Annotated in this window: 16 protein-coding genes; 14 read left to right on the top strand and 2 right to left on the bottom strand. The window is 66.0% G+C overall.

What is annotated here, in order from left to right; genetic code table 11:
* The first annotated feature begins 55 nt into the window (after positions 1 to 55).
* Positions 56 to 781: an OmpW/AlkL family protein gene (locus tag ACIGJB_RS16540; protein ID WP_483730753.1), complete on the top strand. Its 726-nt coding sequence runs from the start codon at positions 56 to 58 to the stop codon at positions 779 to 781.
* Between the two features lie 82 nt (positions 782 to 863).
* Here the strand turns inward: ACIGJB_RS16540 and ACIGJB_RS16535 are convergent, their stop codons facing one another.
* The gene (locus ACIGJB_RS16535) at positions 864 to 1,064 is read right to left on the bottom strand and encodes a heavy-metal-associated domain-containing protein (RefSeq protein WP_224000863.1); all 201 of its coding nucleotides are present in this window, start codon (positions 1,062 to 1,064) and stop codon (positions 864 to 866) included.
* 162 nt (positions 1,065 to 1,226) lie between these two features.
* Here ACIGJB_RS16535 and ACIGJB_RS16530 point away from each other — a divergent pair, with 162 nt between their 5' ends.
* From ACIGJB_RS16530 to ACIGJB_RS16520, 3 genes are read left to right on the top strand one after another with little or no spacing between them, the layout of a single operon-like run.
* Positions 1,227 to 3,692: a heavy metal translocating P-type ATPase gene (locus ACIGJB_RS16530; protein WP_483730752.1), complete on the top strand. Its 2,466-nt coding sequence runs from the start codon at positions 1,227 to 1,229 to the stop codon at positions 3,690 to 3,692.
* Complete coding sequence (cueR, locus tag ACIGJB_RS16525; protein ID WP_483730751.1) at positions 3,689 to 4,132, top strand: Cu(I)-responsive transcriptional regulator; 444 nt, start codon at positions 3,689 to 3,691, stop codon at positions 4,130 to 4,132. Before ACIGJB_RS16530 ends, cueR begins: the two co-directional genes overlap by 4 nt.
* 45 nt (positions 4,133 to 4,177) lie before the next feature.
* The gene (locus ACIGJB_RS16520; protein ID WP_483730750.1) at positions 4,178 to 5,122 is read left to right on the top strand and encodes a lysophospholipase; all 945 of its coding nucleotides are present in this window, start codon (positions 4,178 to 4,180) and stop codon (positions 5,120 to 5,122) included.
* Here the strand turns inward: ACIGJB_RS16520 and ACIGJB_RS16515 are convergent.
* A complete protein-coding gene (locus tag ACIGJB_RS16515) occupies positions 5,119 to 6,006 on the bottom strand; it encodes a LysR family transcriptional regulator (RefSeq protein ID WP_483730749.1) in 888 nt (295 codons plus the stop codon). The two genes, ACIGJB_RS16520 and ACIGJB_RS16515, sit on opposite strands and share 4 nt — an antisense overlap.
* 248 nt (positions 6,007 to 6,254) lie before the next feature.
* Here ACIGJB_RS16515 and ACIGJB_RS16510 point away from each other — a divergent pair, with 248 nt between their 5' ends.
* From ACIGJB_RS16510 to ACIGJB_RS16465, 10 genes are all read left to right on the top strand, one after another.
* Positions 6,255 to 7,874, top strand: coding sequence for a GMC family oxidoreductase (locus ACIGJB_RS16510; protein ID WP_483730748.1), 1,620 nt, complete (start codon positions 6,255 to 6,257; stop codon positions 7,872 to 7,874).
* Between the two features lie 331 nt (positions 7,875 to 8,205).
* Positions 8,206 to 8,982: an ABC transporter ATP-binding protein gene (locus ACIGJB_RS16505; RefSeq protein ID WP_483730747.1), complete on the top strand. Its 777-nt coding sequence runs from the start codon at positions 8,206 to 8,208 to the stop codon at positions 8,980 to 8,982.
* 13 nt (positions 8,983 to 8,995) lie between these two features.
* Positions 8,996 to 9,715, top strand: a complete 720-nt coding sequence (locus tag ACIGJB_RS16500; protein ID WP_483730746.1) for an ABC transporter ATP-binding protein — start codon at positions 8,996 to 8,998, stop codon at positions 9,713 to 9,715.
* An 86-nt stretch (positions 9,716 to 9,801) separates the two neighbouring features.
* Positions 9,802 to 11,013: an ABC transporter substrate-binding protein gene (locus ACIGJB_RS16495; RefSeq protein ID WP_483730745.1), complete on the top strand. Its 1,212-nt coding sequence runs from the start codon at positions 9,802 to 9,804 to the stop codon at positions 11,011 to 11,013.
* Positions 11,014 to 11,107: 94 nt separating this feature from the next.
* Positions 11,108 to 11,992: a branched-chain amino acid ABC transporter permease gene (locus ACIGJB_RS16490; protein ID WP_483730744.1), complete on the top strand. Its 885-nt coding sequence runs from the start codon at positions 11,108 to 11,110 to the stop codon at positions 11,990 to 11,992.
* Complete coding sequence (locus ACIGJB_RS16485; RefSeq protein ID WP_483730743.1) at positions 11,992 to 13,020, top strand: branched-chain amino acid ABC transporter permease; 1,029 nt, start codon at positions 11,992 to 11,994, stop codon at positions 13,018 to 13,020. Before ACIGJB_RS16490 ends, ACIGJB_RS16485 begins: the two co-directional genes overlap by 1 nt.
* Before the next feature lie 309 nt (positions 13,021 to 13,329).
* Positions 13,330 to 13,821, top strand: a complete 492-nt coding sequence (locus ACIGJB_RS16480) for a hypothetical protein (protein ID WP_483730742.1) — start codon at positions 13,330 to 13,332, stop codon at positions 13,819 to 13,821.
* Positions 13,822 to 13,880: 59 nt separating this feature from the next.
* A complete protein-coding gene (locus ACIGJB_RS16475) occupies positions 13,881 to 14,639 on the top strand; it encodes a sulfite exporter TauE/SafE family protein (RefSeq protein ID WP_483730741.1) in 759 nt (252 codons plus the stop codon).
* Positions 14,640 to 14,916: 277 nt separating this feature from the next.
* Positions 14,917 to 16,068 (top strand): ABC transporter substrate-binding protein, encoded by a 1,152-nt coding sequence (locus ACIGJB_RS16470; RefSeq protein ID WP_483730740.1) that lies wholly within the window; start codon positions 14,917 to 14,919, stop codon positions 16,066 to 16,068.
* Positions 16,069 to 16,292: 224 nt separating this feature from the next.
* Positions 16,293 to 17,345 (top strand): branched-chain amino acid ABC transporter permease, encoded by a 1,053-nt coding sequence (locus ACIGJB_RS16465; RefSeq protein ID WP_483730739.1) that lies wholly within the window; start codon positions 16,293 to 16,295, stop codon positions 17,343 to 17,345.
* Positions 17,346 to 17,348: the final 3 nt, after the last annotated feature.

Raw genomic sequence — 17,348 nt, 5'->3', positions numbered from 1 at the left:
TGCCGCAGGCCGGATAATGCCCTTCGGTAGTAACCCGAATGAGGAGTAGAGGACTATGAAATCGACCTATAAGAAGATGCTGGCGGCAGGCGCTGTCATGGCGCTGGCAGGCACCGCACAGGCACAATCGGCGGGCAGCAACATCATCAGCCTGGGCTGGTTCCGCGTCATGCCGAACAGCTCGGCCGATCCGCTGACGGTGGACAGCATCAACGGCCGCCCGGTCGGCATGGTTCGCCCCAACACCGGCGCGGACATCGAGACCGCCGACACGGTGGGGCTCGCCTTCGCGCATTTCTTCACGGACAACATCTCGGCCGACTTCATTGCCGGCATTCCGCCCAAGCATGACGTCAAGGGCACCGGCGACTATGCCCAGTACGGCAAGCTTGGTTCGGTCAGGCAGTGGAGCCCGGCCGTGCTGGTGAAGTACCACTTCTTCGAGGCCAAGGCCAAGTTCCGTCCCTACGTCGGCCTCGGCGTGAACTACACGTGGTTCACCGACGAAACCATCAGCAACCAGGATTTCGTCAACCACGCCTTCGGCATCCCCGGCGCCAGGATGAGCGCCAGCGCCGACAGCTCGTGGAACCCGGTATTCAATATCGGCGCCAACTACGCCATTAACGACAACTGGTTCGTCGGCCTGTCGGTGTCCTACGTGCCGGTGTCGACGCGCGCGACGTTCACCACGCAGGCGGCCGGGGTGACGATCGTGTCCCACACCAAGATCAAGATCGATCCGGTGGTGACGTTCCTGAGCGTGGGCTACAAGTTCTGACCGGTCCGGACAGAGCACATGCGAAAACGGGGCGCCCTGGGCGCCCCGTTTTGTTTGGCTCGTCAGCGCACCCCGCAGGAACTCACGCCGCCGACTTCACCGGATAGCCAGCTTCCTCGATCGCCGCGCGCAAGGCCTGCACGTCGGCGCCGCTTTCCACCTTGACCGACTGCGCCGGTACATCGGCGGACACGCGTGCAGCGGGATCGACGCCCTGCACCGCACGCGTAATCGCGCCGACGCAGTGGTTGCACGACATGCCTTCGACCTGGAACTGGATCATGGCTGAGACCTCCTGATTGACATGGACTGGCGGCACGATCGCCGCGACAGACGTAGTGTGAACCTTCCCACCGTGGGAAGCGCAAGCAAAACCGGAAAGTCGGAAGACCGCCTTGACCTTCCTATCATGGTAAGGTCCATCATGCAGTCACCGAAACTGTGGATGAGCCAAGCGATGTCGAATGCCAGCCTTTCCCCTTCCCTGACGGGCAGCGAGGCGCCGGAGTGGCGGCTGCCGATCGACGGCATGACCTGTGCCTCATGCGTGCGCCGTGTCGAGAATGCGCTGGCCAAGGTGCCGGGCGTGCGGGACGTTGCCGTGAACCTGGCGACCGAACAGGCCACGCTTCATGCGGACAGCGGCGCCGTGCTGCCGGCCGCGGCCAAGGCCATTGCCGATGCCGGCTATGAAGTGCCGCGCGAGACGATGGAACTCAATATCTCGGACATGACTTGCGCCTCCTGCGTGGGCCGTGTCGAACGCGCGCTGCGCGCGGTGCCCGGCGTGCTCGATGCGCAGGTCAACCTGGCGACCGAGCGCGCCAGCGTGACGCTGCTGCGCGGCGCCACCGATGCCGGCATCCTTGCGGCCGCCGTGACGCGCGCCGGCTATGGCGCCACGCCCGTGACGGACTCACTGCCCGCCGCAGCACCGGATGCCGCCAAGCGCGACTTCTGGAGCGGCCCGTGGCCTGTGATCCTTTCTGCGGCGCTGTCCTTGCCGCTGGTGGCGCCGATGGTGCTGGAATGGTTCGGCGTGCACTGGATGCTGCCCGCCTGGGTGCAGTGGCTGCTCGCCACGCCGGTGCAGTTCGTATTCGGCTGGCGCTTCTACAAGGCCGGCTGGAAGGCCGTGCGTGCCGGCGCCGGCAATATGGACCTGCTGGTGGCGCTGGGCACGAGCGCGGCCTATGGCTTGTCGCTGTGGCTGATGTGGCGATCGCCTGGCGGCATGCCGCATCTGTATTTCGAAAGCGCCGCCGTGGTCATCACGCTGGTCCGGCTGGGCAAGTGGCTGGAGACGCGCGCCAAGCGCCAGACCGCCGACGCCATCCGCGCGCTCGCCGCGCTGCGGCCCGACACCGCGCGCGTGCGGCGCGGCGGGCAGGAAGTCACCGTGCCGCTGGGTTCGGTCCGCGTCGATGACGAGGTGGTGGTGCGCCCCGGCGAGCGCATCCCCGTCGATGCCGTGGTGATCGAAGGCACAAGCCACGCGGACGAATCGATGCTGACCGGCGAGAGCCTGCCCGTGCCCAAGGGCCCCGGTGACAAGCTCACCGGCGGCGCCATCAATTTTGAAGGCCTGATGGTGGCGCGCACCGTGGCAGTGGGCGCCGAGACCGTGCTGGCCCGCATCATCCGCATGGTCGAGCACGCGCAGGCCGCCAAGGCGCCGATCCAGCGCCTGGTGGACCAGGTCAGCGCGGTGTTCGTGCCCGTGGTACTTGGCATCGCGCTGCTCACGCTGCTCGGCTGGGGCGTGTTCGCGGGCGACTGGGAAGCGGCGCTGCTCAATGCGGTGGCGGTGCTGGTGATCGCCTGCCCGTGCGCACTGGGGCTGGCCACGCCGACCGCGATCATGGCCGGCACCGGCGCCGGGGCGCGCGCGGGCATCCTGATCAAGGACGCCGAGGCGCTGGAGATCGCGCACCGCGTCAGCGTGGTGGCCTTCGACAAGACCGGCACGCTGACCGTGGGACGCCCGGAAGTCGTGGCCCTGCACGCTGCCGATGCGGATGATGCCGACGGCGCGCGGCTGCTGGCACGGCTGGCCGCGCTGCAGGCGGGCAGCGAACACCCGCTGGCGCGTGCGGTGCTGAACGCGGCGCAGGCACGCGGCATTGCCGCGCCGGTGGCCGCCGACGTGCAGGCGCTGCCGGGACGCGGCATTGCCGGCGTGGTCGACGGACAGGCCCTGCAGCTCGGCAGCGAACGGCTGCGCGAGGCGCTAGGCGCTGATGCGGGTACGCTGCAAGCCGTGGCCGAACGCCTGCGCGACGAGGGCCGCACGGTATCGTGGCTGGTCGAAACGCAACCGCCGCGCGTGGCCGGGCTGGTCGCCTTCGGCGATGCCATCAAGCCGGGCGCGCCGGCGGCCATCGCGCGCTTGCGTGCCGCTGGCGTGCGCACGGTGATGCTGACCGGCGACAACCGCGGCGCCGCCGCGCGCGTGGCGCAGGCGCTGGGGCTGGATGAAGTGCAGGCCGAGGTGCTGCCGGAAGACAAGGCGGCGCGCGTGCAAGCGCTGGGCCAGGACGGCGCGGTGGTGGCCATGGTCGGCGACGGCATCAACGATGCACCGGCGCTGGCCGCGGCCGATGTCGGCATCGCCATGTCGACCGGCACCGACGTGGCCATGCACGCCGCCGGCATCACGCTGATGCGCGGCGATCCCGCACTCGTGGCCGATGCGCTGGCCGTGTCGCACCGCACCGTGCGCAAGATCCGCCAGAACCTGTTCTGGGCGTTCTTCTACAACGTGGTGGGCATTCCGCTTGCGGCGGCGGGCCTGCTCAATCCGGTGGTGGCCGGCGCGGCCATGGCGTTTTCCAGCGTGAGCGTGGTCAGCAACGCGCTGCTGCTGCGCCGCTGGCATCCCGGCGCTAGCGAACAGGAGGGGAAGGCATGAATATCGGTCAGGCCGCGGACGCTTCGGGCGTTTCCGCGAAGATGATCAGGCACTACGAGTCGATCGGCCTGGTCGATGCGCCGCCGCGCACCGAAGGCGGCTACCGCCGCTATGACGAGCGGGCCGTGCACACCTTGCGCTTCGTGCGGCGCGCCCGTAATCTCGGGTTCTCGCTCGACGAGATCCGTGGGCTGCTGTCGCTGTGGCATGACCGCCGGCGCGCCAGCGCCGATGTGAAGGCGATGACGCTGCGGCATGTGGCCGACCTGGAAAAGCGCATTGCCGAACTCGCCGCCATGCGCGATACGCTGCGCGCGCTGGCCGAGGCGTGCAGCGGCGATGACCGGCCCGATTGCCCGATCCTTGCCGACTTTGCGCAGCCAGATAGCCCCGCGCATTGCCATGGCGCTTCTGGCGACGCGGGAAAACTCGAACAATAATCGGAAGCGCAGTGCCCGTTGAAGGGGGTACCAGGAGAGCCGCGGATGGACAAGCCCATGACGGAAGATCCCGTTCATACCGCCGAAGCCATGCAGTCGGCGCGCGCTGATGCAAAGGATACGGCGCGCGGCCCTGTTGCGGTGGAAAGCCGGCAACGCATGCGCGACGGCACGGAACTGCTGCTGCGCACATGGGAGCCGGATTCCCACTTGGGCGCGGCGCCGCTGGGCTGCGTGCTGCTCGTCCATGGCCTGGCGGAACACAGCGGCCGCTACCAGCATGTGGCGGAGCGGCTGTGCGGCCTGGGCCTGCGTGTGCGCGCCTATGACCAGCGCGGCCACGGCGCCAGCGGCGGGGCGCGCATGGTGGCCGAGCATCCGGACGTTTATCTCGACGACCTGGCGGAAATCCACGATGCCGCCATGCGCGCGTGGAACGAACTGCCGATCCTGCTCGGCCACAGCATGGGCGGCCTGGTGGCGGCGCGCTTCGCGACCGCGCGGGTACGGCCGGTACGCGCGCTGGTGCTTTCGTCGCCGGCCCTGGCATTGCGGCTGTCGCCGGCCATGCTGACGCTGCACCGCGTGCTGCTGACACTGGCGCCCCGGCTGCGCGTGCCGAACCCGATCGATGCGCGCATGCTGTCGCACGACCCGCAGGTCGTGGCGCGCTACCGTGCCGATCCGCTCGTGCAGACCACGATCACGGCGGGCGTGCTGGAGAGCTTTATCCACGGCATGGCGCAGGCGCAGGCCGATGCCGCGCGGCTTGAAGCGCCCATGCTGATGCTGGTGGGCGGTGCGGACCGCATCGTCGATCCGGCAGGCAGCCGTATCTTCTTCGACCACGCGCCGGCCGACCTGCGTGATGAAGTGTGGTTCGACCACGGCTACCACGAGATCTTCAATGAAGCCGAGCCTTTGCGCGGCGAAGTGTTCGCGGCACTGACGGACTGGCTGCGGCGGCGTCTGCTGGCGACGCAGGACTAGGCGCGGAAGACCGATTCCGCCACGCCGAATACGGCGCTTACGACGGGATCGTCGCGGCGGCTCGCCAGCGCGACCAGCGACAGTTCGGTCTGCACCGACATGCCTTCCACAACCACGAGACCGTGCGCATGCGATTCGCGCAGCGCAATGGAATCGCGCACGAGCGACAGGCCAACGCCCGAGCGCACGAGATCGAGCATCGACGCCTCCTGGTCAACGTGCGCGACCTTGTGCACGCCGGCGGCGTCCACGCCAGCCTCGGCAAAGCGTGCCGAAAGCAACCTGTGGTGCGCGGACTCGGGCGGCGTCCAAATCCATGGCAGTGTCGCCAACTGTGCCCACGAGCGCAGCGCCGTCCGTTCCTTCCAGCCCTTGGGCGCAACCACGTAGTACGAGAACGGCGTCAGCGCCAGTGCATGGAAGCCGGCTTCGGGCGGCTGCCCGAGATAGAAGCCGGCATCGAGCGCGCCGCTGCGTACCTGCTGCAGCACCCACCCCGACATGCCGTGGCGCAGCTCCGTGCCGATCTGCGGATGGCGTTCGACCAGCGTGCGCAGCATGACGCCAAGCCGCGTGAATTCGGGATCAAGGATGGTGCCGATGGCGAGTTTGCCGCGCACGGTGTTGTGCATGGCATCGACGGTGTGCTGGAGGTCGCCGACGCTGTCGAGGATGCGTTCGGCCAGCGGCAGCAGTGCCGCGCCATCCGGGGTCAGTGTGAGGCCGGCGGCGGTGCGTTCGAACGCGCGGACGCGCCAGGCCGATTGCAGTGCCTTCAGCTGCAGGCTTACTGCGGGTTGCGTCAGGTGAAGCCGCTGGGCGGCGCGGGTGAGGTTGCCTTCGCGGGCGACGGCAACGAAGGCGCGCAGGTGATGGAGGTCCACGTTGGAGCGCAAAAGGGGCGCGCGAGTGTGCGGTGCAATATTTACAGCGGCTTATATTGCGATTGACGATAAATCATTGGACGGGCCCGCGCAACTGCGCCAACCTTGCGGACACTGGAGCCCATAGCCCGGTCATGGGGCGCAAAACGCTCCGGCCATCTTCACCCCACGCAAAGATCGGGCGATGCCGGTGGCAGGCAGTCACTGAACACCAGAACACCAGAACAAGCGGAGACAAGACGACTCGTATGGAGACCTTCGACTACATCATCGTGGGCGCCGGCTCGGCCGGCTGCGTGCTGGCCAACCGCCTGACGCAGGACCCGGAGGTGAATGTGCTGCTGCTGGAAGCGGGCGGCAAGGATGATTACCACTGGATCCACATCCCGGTCGGCTATCTCTACTGCATCGGCAACCCGCGCACGGACTGGCTGTATCGCACGGTCGCGGAGAAGGGACTCAACGGACGTTCGCTCGGCTATCCGCGCGGACGCGTGCTGGGCGGTTCGTCGTCGATCAACGGCATGATCTACATGCGCGGCCAGCGCGAGGACTACGACGACTGGGCGCGCCTGACCGGCGATGACGGTTGGCGCTGGGACAACGTCCTGCCGCTATTCAAGCGCAGCGAAGACCACCACCGCGGCCCGAGCGAATTCCATGGCGCCGGCGGCGAATGGCGCGTGGAAGGGCAACGCCTGCATTGGGACATCCTGGAGCGGTTTATCGAGGCGGCGGAACAGGCCGGCATTCCGCGCACTGACGACTTCAATCGCGGCGACAACTTCGGCGTGGGCTACTTCGAGGTCAACCAGCGCCGCGGCATCCGCTGGAATACGGCGAAGGCCTTCCTGCGGCGCGCGGCGGATCGCCCGAACCTGACCATCGTCACCGGCGCGCAGGTCAGCGCGCTGACCTTCGAGGGGCGCCGCTGTACCGGCGTGAACTATGTCGGCGGCGGCCAGCCGCACAGCGCGGGGGCAAGGCAGGAAGTCATCCTGGCAGCGGGCGCGGTCAATACGCCGCAACTGCTGGAGCTGTCGGGCATCGGCCAGGGCGAGCGGCTGCAGGCGCTGGGCATCGAAGTCCGGCACGCCTTGCCGGGCGTGGGCGAGAACCTGCAGGACCATTTGCAGCTGCGCAGCGTGGTCAAAGTCAACGGCGTGCGCACGTTGAACACGCGCGCGGCGAGCTGGTGGGGCAAGCTGGGCATCGGGCTGCAGTACGCGTTCAACCAGAGCGGGCCGATGAGCATGGCGCCGTCGCAGCTTGGCGCGTTCGCGCGGTCCGATGCGTCGCAGGCGCGGCCAAACCTGGAGTACCACGTGCAGCCGCTGTCGCTCGACAAGTTCGGCGAACCGCTGCACGCCTTCAACGCATTCACGGCCAGCGTCTGCAACCTGCGGCCGACTTCGCGCGGCAGCGTACATATCGACAGTGCCGACTTCCGGCAGGCTCCGGTGATCGCCCCCAACTACCTGTCCACGGAGGAAGACCGGCGCGTGGCGGCCGATTCGCTGCGGCTCACGCGGCGCATCGTGGCGTCGCCGGCGCTGGCGCCCTACCGGCCGGAAGAATGGCTGCCCGGGCCGGGCTTCGAGACCGACGAAGCGCTGGCGGAGGCGGCCGGCAATATCGGGACCACGATCTTCCATCCGGTCGGCACGTGCCGGATGGGCCGACCGGACGATCCGCTTGCCGTCGTGGACCAGCGTCTGCGCGTGCTTGGCGTCGAGGGGTTGCGCGTGGTGGATGCGTCGGTGATGCCGTTGATCACGTCCGGCAATACGAATTCGCCGACGATCATGATCGCGGAGCGGGCCAGCGACATGCTGCGCGAGGACCGCCGGCAGCAGCTTGCGGCCTGAGTGCGTCGCGGGCTTCGATAAGCCGTGCGGAGCAGGGGCTCGGGAGCCGGATCACCCGCAAGCCCTTGTCGCAGCGCGTCAAAAACATGACACGTGGTTCATGTCTTATAGTGCAAACCCCGATGTTTTGCGATGCAACAGGCGCACACAATAGAACAAAGCGGTTGGTGCACCACCCAGCACATGGCAATGGGCACCCCGGCAACAGCGGTAGTCGCACCGCATCATAAAAATCACTAAAGCGACCCAACGGCGAAACGCCGGGTTCGAACCGATTGTCAGTGGTGCCGGGCACAAGCCGGCAGTTCAGCAACAGGGCGGGCAGGAGACTATGAATTCACAGGAAACCATCCTGGAAACGCGAAACCTGACGAAGGAATTCAAGGGTTTCACGGCGGTGAGCGACGTCAACCTGCGCGTGCGCCGCGGCTCGATCCATGCGCTGATCGGGCCCAACGGCGCCGGCAAGACTACCTGCTTCAACCTGCTCACCAAGTTCCTGGAGCCGACCCAGGGCACCATCCTCTTCAACGGCGTCGATATCACGCGCGAGAAACCCGCGCAGATCGCGCGCCGCGGCGTGATCCGCTCGTTCCAGATCTCGGCCGTGTTCCCGCACCTGACGGTGATGGAGAACGTGCGCATCGGCCTGCAGCGCCAGCTTGGCACCGCGTACCAGTTCTGGCGCAGCGAGCGTTCGCTCGACGTGCTCAATGGGCGCGCAATGGAACTGCTCGAACAGGTCGGCCTGACCGAGTTCGCGCAGACCGTGACGGTGAACCTGCCGTACGGGCGCAAGCGCGCGCTGGAGATCGCCACCACGCTGGCGATGGAACCCGAGCTGATGCTGCTCGACGAGCCCACGCAGGGCATGGGCCACGAAGATGTGGACCGCGTCACGCAGCTGATCAAGAAGGTCTCGGAAGGGCGCACCATTTTGATGGTCGAGCACAACATGAACGTGGTGTCGTCGATCGCCGACAAGATCACCGTGCTGCAGCGCGGCGCCATCCTGGCCGAGGGGCCGTATGCGGAAGTCTCGAAGGATCCCCGCGTGATGGAAGCCTATATGGGCACCGCCGACGCCGAACTGCAAGGCGCGCACTGAGGAGGCCATCGACATGACGACATCCAACGTACCCGCGCTCGAGATCAAGGACCTGCACGCCTGGTACGGCGAATCGCACATTCTGCACGGCGTGGACCTGACCGTGAACCGCGGCGAGGTGGTGACGCTGCTCGGCCGCAATGGCGCGGGCCGCACCACGACGCTGCGCGCGATCATGGGCCTGACGGGCACGCGCAAGGGCTCGATCAAGGTCAATGGCCACGAGACCATCGGCTTGCCGACGCACAAGATCGCGCACTACGGCATTGGCTATTGCCCGGAAGAGCGGGCGATTTTCTCCAGCCTGTCGTGCGAGGAGAACCTGCTGCTGCCGCCGCAGTTGAAGGGCCAAGGCGAGGGCATGAGCGAGGCCGAGATCTACGACATGTTCCCCAACCTGAAGGAGCGCCGCCAGAGCCAGGGCACGCGCCTGTCGGGGGGCGAGCAGCAGATGCTGGCGGTGGGGCGCATCCTGCGTACCGGCGCGAACCTGCTGCTGCTCGACGAGATCTCGGAGGGCCTGGCGCCGGTGATCGTGCAGGCGCTCGCGCGCATGATCCTGATGCTCAAGAAGAAGGGCTACACGGTGGTGATGGTGGAGCAGAACTTCCGCTTCGCCGCGCCGCTGGCCGACCGCTTCTATGTGATGGAGCACGGCAGCATCGTCGAGCGCTTCGCGGCCGGCGAACTGCAGGCAAAGATGCCGGTGCTGAACGAATTGCTTGGGGTCTGATCGGCGCGTCCGTTGCACGGATCGCCGGATCGGCTGTTTGCAGGAACGGGTGGCGCGCGCCGCGCCAAAACACAGGAGACAACGCAATGAGGAAGACTCGGCTCGCTGCCGCGATGGCGGCAATCGTCATGGGTGCTGTTTCGTTCAACGCCGCCGCGCAAGTATCGGGCGACACCGTCAAGATCGGCTACATCACCGACATGTCTGGCCTGTATGCCGACATCGACGGGCCCGGCGGCCTGGAAGCGGTCAAGATGGCCATCGAGGACCATGGTGGCAAGGTGCTCGGCAAGCCGATCGAACTGGTCTCGGCCGATCACCAGAACAAGGCCGACATCGCGGCGTCGAAGGCGCGTGAATGGATGGACCAGCAGGGGCTGGACATGCTGCTCGGCGGCACCAACTCCGCGACCGGCCTGGCCATGAACAAGGTGGCGCAGGAAAAGAAGCGCGTGTATTTCAACGTGGGCGCGGGCACGGCCCGCCTGACCAACGAGGAATGCTCGCCGTACACGGTGCACTACGCCTATGACACGGTGGCGCTGGCCAAGGGCACCGGCAGCGCGGTGGTCAAGCAGGGCGGCAAGAAGTGGTTCTTCCTGACCGCCGACTATGCCTTCGGCCACTCGCTCGAAAACGACACCGCCGCGGTGGTCAAGGCCAACGGCGGCACGGTGGTGGGTTCGGTGCGCCATCCGCTGTCGGCGTCGGACTTCTCGTCGTTCCTGCTGCAGGCGCAGTCCTCGAAGGCCGACATCCTGGGCCTGGCCAATGCGGGTGGCGACACCATCAACGCGATCAAGGCGGCCAAGGAATTCGGCATCACCAAGACCATGAAGATCGCCGGCTTGCTGATGTTCATCAACGACGTCCATTCGCTGGGCCTGAAGAACACCGAAGGCCTGCTGATGACCGACAGCTGGTACTGGGACATGAACGACGATACGCGCAAGTTCGCGAACCGCTTCTTCGGCAAGATGAAGAAGATGCCGAGCAGCCTGCAGGCCGCCGACTACTCCGCGATCAGCACGTACCTGAAGGCCGTGGAAGCCGCCAAGACCGATGATCCGGACAAGGTCATGGCCGAGCTGAAGAAGATGAAGATCAGCGACTTCTACACCAAGAGCAGCCACATCCGCGCCGATGGCCGCAATATCCACGACATGTACCTGATGCAGGTGAAGACGCCGGCCGAATCGAAGAAGCCGTGGGACTACATGAAGATCGTGACGACCATCCCGGGCGATCAGGCTTTCACGACGGTGGCAGAGTCGAAGTGCCCGCTGCTTAAGAAGTAAGAAGGTTGGCGGGCTCCGCAGCCAGCGAGAGCCTGCCGGTTTGCTCCCCTCCGCCGCCCGCGGGGAGGGGAGATACAGCCAGCAACGGATGCCTATGGACATCTTCGGAATTCCCCTTCCCGCCATGCTGTCCCAGCTCCTGCTGGGCCTGGTCAATGGCGCCTTCTATGCGATGCTGAGCCTTGGCCTGGCGGTGATCTTCGGCCTGCTCAACGTCATCAATTTCGCGCACGGCGCGCTGTTCATGCTCGGCGCGGTGCTGGCCTGGATGGGCATGGAGTATGCCGGGCTCAACTATTGGGTCATGCTGGTCCTGTCCCCGCTGGTGGTCGCGGTGCTGGGCGTGGTCATCGAAAAGACCATGCTGCGCTGGATCTACAAGCTGGACCATATCTACGGCCTGCTGCTGACACTGGGCATCACGCTGGTGATCGAAGGGATCTTCCGCTCGATCTACGGCGTGTCGGGCCTGCCTTACCAGACGCCCGACGCCCTGCAGGGCGCCACGGACCTCGGCTTCATGATCCTGCCCAACTACCGGGCCTGGGTGGTGGTGGCTTCGCTAACGGTGTGCTTCGTCACCTGGTACGTGATCGAGAAGACCAAGCTTGGCGCCTACCTGCGCGCCGGCACCGAGAACCCCAAGATGGTGGAGGCCTTCGGCGTCAACGTGCCGCTGATGGTGACGCTGACCTACGGCTTCGGCGTGGCGCTGGCCGCGTTTGCGGGCGTGCTGGCGGCGCCGGTGATCCAGATCTCGCCGCTGATGGGGCAGAACCTGATCATCATCGTGTTTGCGGTGGTGGTGATCGGCGGCATGGGTTCGATCATGGGTTCGATCCTGACCGGCCTGGGGCTGGGCGTGATCGAAGGGCTGACCAAGGTGTTCTATCCTGAAGCATCGTCGACCGTGGTGTTCTTCATCATGGTGATCGTGCTGCTGCTGCGTCCGGCCGGACTGTTCGGGAGGGAGAAGTGATGCGTGCAGAATCGAGCGTGACGATCAAGGCCGGACAGGCCAGAGAGGGCCAGGGCGTGCAGAAGAAAGTGTTGTATGGAATGCTGCTGTTGGCACTGGTGGCGGCGCCGATGGCCGGCGCCTATCCGGTATTCGTGCTCAAGGTGCTGTGCTTTGCCCTGTTTGCGTGTGCATTCAACCTGCTGATTGGCTATACCGGGCTGCTGTCGTTCGGCCACGCGGCGTTCTTTGGCGGCGCCGGCTATATCTCGGGCGAGGCCATGAAGCTGTGGGGCGTGACGCCCGAGATCGGGCTACTCCTTGGCACCGCCGGCGGCGCGCTGATCGGCTACGTGGTCGGCTCGCTGGCCATCCGCCGCCAGGGCATCTACTTCGCGATGATCACGCTGGCGCTGGCGCAGATGCTGTTCTTCATCTGCCTGCAGGCGCCGTTCACGGGCGGCGAGGACGGCCTGCAGGGCATCCCGCGCGGCAAGCTGTTCGGTGTGCTGTCGCTGGCGGACGACCTGACGCTGTACTACGTGGCGCTGGTGATCATCGTGGCGGCCTTTGCGCTGATCGTCCGTACCGTGCACTCGCCGTTCGGTCAGATCCTGAAGGCTATCAAGGAGAACGAGCCGCGCGCGATCTCGCTTGGCTACGACGTCGACCGCTTCAAGCTGACCGCCTTTGTGCTGTCGGCGGCACTGTCCGGGCTGGCCGGTTCGATCAAGGCGCTGGTGCTGGGCTTCGAGACGCTGACCGACGTGCACTGGTCGATGTCGGGCTCGGTGATCCTGATGACACTGGTGGGCGGCCTGGGCACCTTGTCGGGCCCGATCGTCGGCGCCTTCGTGGTGGTGGCGCTGGAGAACAAGCTGGGGGACATCGGCGCCTTCCTGGCCTCCGTCACGGGGATCGACTGGTTCAACTCGCTGGGCGAGTCGGTGACCATGGTGATCGGCGCGATCTTCGTCATCTGCGTGCTGACGTTCCGCCGCGGCATCATGGGCGAGCTCAACGCGCTGTTCAGCCGCAAGCAGGAGTGATCAGCGGTCGACATGCCCGGAATTGGGGCTAGGGTTTGTTCTAGCTTGTTCCAGATGCACCGCTTCGTTACATTTCACACACGGTTTTCGCAGGTTAGATGGAGGCGGAAGCGAGGAGACGACAGGCGCGCACCCGGTGTCGGGTAGCAGCGTTATAAATAAAGGGCGTTGCCGGGTGATCCTCGGCAACGCTTTTTTCATTCCAGGGTGACTTTCGCTTCACCCGCACCGTTTCCGGGCGTTAATGCCGCCTTGGCATAACTCCGCTCTGGGCCACATGCGACAATGCGGGCTTGTTTCAGAGCCGCCATGCCGTCCCAGCCCGTCTCTCCCCCCAGTTCCGACTTTTTCCCGCAGCACCAGGTACGTCTTGGCGTCAGTGCCGACGCGCCGGCGCTCGACGCCTGGCTGCAGGCCGCCATGCCGTTGCCGGTGCCGGCCGCCCGTGCACGGCGGCTGGTGCTGGAAGGGCTGCTCGCACAGTCCGGGCAGGGTGCATGCCTGCTGGCAATGCATGAAGACGACATCGCGGCCTGTCTGCCCGTCGCCCTGGTGCCGAGCCTCGAGTTCGGCGGCCTGGTGGCGTGTGCGACGGAATGGTTGCCGTCGGACGCAGCGGTGCCCGGTTCTGGCTGCCTCGCGGCCTGCCTGGCCACGCTGGCCGACTGGTGCCGCGCTCATGGCATCCGCCATATCCTGCTGGCCCCTGGTCTGGCCGAAGACGCCCCAATGGCATTCACGCGCCACGACAGCGGGCTCTGGCACCGCCTGCTGGTGCCCGCGCCCAAGACGCTCGGCTGAGTGCCGGGCGCACCGTTCGCCTTCTTCCGATCCTTTCCTCTTCCTTTCTTCCTGCAATCATGGAGTTCGCATTACTGGCGGTTGCCGCCTTTCTCGCCGGCCTGATCGACGCGGTGGCCGGTGGCGGTGGACTGGTCCAGATTCCGGCGCTGTTCTCGGCCTTTCCCGGGATGGCGCCCGCTACGCTGCTCGGCACCAACAAGGTGGCCTCGGTTGCCGGCACGGCCAATGCGGCGATCCGCTACGGGCGCAGCGTGCGCATCTATTGGGCCGCAACGGCGCCGGCCGTGGTGGCGGCCTTCCTGTTTTCGATGGCCGGCGCCTGGGCGCTGACCATGATTCCGGCCGAGCCGCTGCGCAAGGCGCTGCCGTTCGTGCTGGTGTCGCTGCTCGTCTATACCGTGGCGAAGAAGGATCTGGGCACCGAGCACGCGCCTTCGCTCAGCGGCACGCGCGAACGCTTGGCGGCGCTGCTGGCGGGGGCGGTGATTGGCTTCTATGACGGCGTGTTCGGGCCGGGCACCGGCAGCTTCCTGATGATCGTGTTCGTGCGCGTGTTCGGCTACGACTTCCTGCACGCCTCGGCGTCGACCAAGGTCGTGAACATGGCCACCAACCTGGCGGCGCTGCTGCTGCTGGCCAGCAAGGGCCATATCTGGTGGCAGCTCGGCCTGGTCATGGCCGTTGCCAATGTCGCCGGCAGCCAGGTGGGCAGCCGGCTGGCGCTGCGCCACGGCAGCGGCTTCGTGCGCAAGGTGTTCATCGTGGTGGTGAGCGCGCTGATCCTGAAGACAGCCTGGGACGCGTTTTCCCGCTGACGCCGCCGTCATGTGATGCGGGTTAATCCGGCTGGCCGCAAAAAACCGCTGTGTTAGACTCGATGCGCATTCCCGACCGCACGGTCGGGGAATCACCGCGGCATTTCCGGGGAAGTGGTGCGGACGGGAAAGACGGAAGGACTCATCTCCTTCCTGGCAGTACGCAGGCGCCAGCGATGTGCCTGTGGCGACCCGAGCGGTCGAAAAAGAACCAGAGGCATCCGGCGGCCGGGAGCCGTTCGGATGCCTTTCCGTTTCAGGAACCGAAGGAGACAAGATGAACTTCAAGCGCGCCAGCCTGCTGGCCATCGCTGCCGCGGCCCTGGTTGCCGGCACGGCCAGCGCACAGGTCAAGGTCGGGGTCACGGTGTCGGCGACGGGTCCGGCGGCGTCGCTGGGCATCCCGGAAAAGAACACCTTCACGCTGATGCCCAAGGAAATCGCGGGCAAGAAGATCGAATACATCGTCCTGGACGACGCCTCCGACACCACCACGGCCGTCAAGAACACGCGCAAGCTGATCAGCGAGGACAAGGTCGACGTGGTGGTGGGTTCCACCGTCACGCCGAACTCGCTGGCGATGGTCGACATCGTGGCCGAGAACGAGACGCCGATGATCACCATGGCCGCCTCGGCCCGCATCATCGAGCCCATGGATGCCAAGCGCGCCTGGGTTTTCAAGACGCCGCAGAATGACTCGCACATGGCCACGGCCATTGCCGAGCACATGACCAACAACAACGTGAAGACGGTGGCTTTCATCGGCTTCGCGGATGCCTATGGGGACAGCTGGGCGCAGGAGTTCGCCAAGGTGGCCGACATGCGCAAGATCAAGGTGGTCGCCAACGAGCGCTTTGCGCGCACCGATACCTCGGTGACCGGCCAGGTCCTGAAGATGCTGGGCAGCAATCCCGATGCCGTGCTGATCGCTGGTTCGGGTACGCCCGCGGCGTTGCCCCAAAAGGCGCTCAAGGAGCGCGGCTACAAGGGCAAGATCTACCAGACCCACGGCGTGGCCAACCCTGACTTCCTGCGCGTATGCGGCAAGGACTGCGAAGGCACCTTGCTGCCCGCGGGCCCGCTGCTGGTGGCCGAGCAACTGCCTGACAGCAATCCCGTCAAGAAGCCGGCCATGACCTACAAGACCGCCTACGAGAAGGCCTTTGGCGGCCAGGTGTCGACCTTCGGCGGCCATGCGTGGGATGCGGGCCTGATCCTGCAGCATGCGATTCCCGAGGCGCTGAAGAAGGGCCAGCCGGGCACGAAGGAATTCCGCAAGGCGCTGCGCGACGCCATGGAGCAGACCAGGAACCTGCCGGTCTCGCACGGCATCATGAACATGAGTCCGACCGACCACCTCGGCTTCGACCAGCGCTCGCGCGTGATGGTGCAGATCGTCGATGGCAAGTGGAAGCTGCTGACCAAGTAAGCCGCTGGCAGTGGCTGGACGCGTAGAACAGGAAGGCGCATGGTGAATCCCATGCGCTTTCTTTTTTTGTGCTCGACATCTTTTTCTTAGGGTTGCCCTGTATTTCTGCAATAAGCAACCCGTTTACTATTCCGTAATCCCAGCGCAGCCAAGCATCCAATGCGGGTTCGCGCCCTGTCCGCCCCTTGGTTTGCAGGCAGGTCATTCCACAACACGGGGAGACAATGGACCTTTCGATTGCCGCCATCCTGGCGCAGGACGGCATCACCTCAGGCGCGATCTACGCGCTGCTGGCACTGGCACTGGTGCTGGTGTTTTCGGTGACCCGCGTCATCTTCATCCCGCAAGGGGAGTTCGTGGCCTATGGCGCGCTGACGCTGGCGGCCATGCAGAGCGGGCACGCGCCGCAGACGAGCTGGCTGCTGCTGGCCATGGGCGTGCTGACCTTCGTGTATGAGACCGTGACCGTGCTGCGCAGCGCGGAACTGCGTCGCACGCTTGGGCGCAGGCTGGGGGTGCTGGCCGGCAAGTATCTTGTGTTTCCGTTGGCTGTGCACCTTGTGGTGCAGCAATACGGTGCGCAGCCGTTGCCGATGCTGGCGCAGATTGCGCTGACGCTGCTGGTGATCATTCCGATGGGGCCGATGCTGTATCGCCTGGCCTACCAGCCGCTGGCCGAAGCCAGCACGCTGGTGCTGCTGATCGTCTCGGTCGGCGTGCATTTTGCGCTGGTGGGGCTGGGGCTGGTGATGTTCGGCGCAGAGGGTTCGCGCACCGAGGCCTTCTCCGATGCGCGCTTCGAAGTGGGCAGCCTCACGGTCTCGGGGCAAAGCCTGTGGGTCGTGGGCATGTCGGCGCTGCTGATCGGCGCGCTGTATTTCTATTTCGAGCGCACGCTGCAAGGCAAGGCGCTGCGCGCGACGGCGGTGAACCGGCTCGGCGCGCGGCTGGTCGGCATCGGCACGACACAGGCGGGGCGGCTGTCGTTCACGCTGGCCGCGGCCATGGGCGCGCTGTGCGGCATCCTGATCGCGCCGCTGACCACCGTGTACTACGAGTCGGGCTTCTTGGTGGGCCTGAAGGGCTTTGTCGGCGCGATCGTCGGCGGGCTGGTGAGCTACCCGATCGCAGCACTGGGTGCGCTGCTGGTGGGGCTGCTGGAATCGTATTCGTCCTTCTGGGCCAGCGCGTTCAAGGAGGTCATTGTCTTTACGCTGATCATTCCGGTGTTGCTGTGGCGCTCGCTGACGAGCAAGCACGTCGAGGAGGAGGAGTAAGCC

The organism is Cupriavidus sp. C2SS-8b (assembly GCF_057073745.1).
Note: the sequence above shows the minus strand (reverse complement) of the source record. Positions and strands in the feature narration are given on the sequence as shown.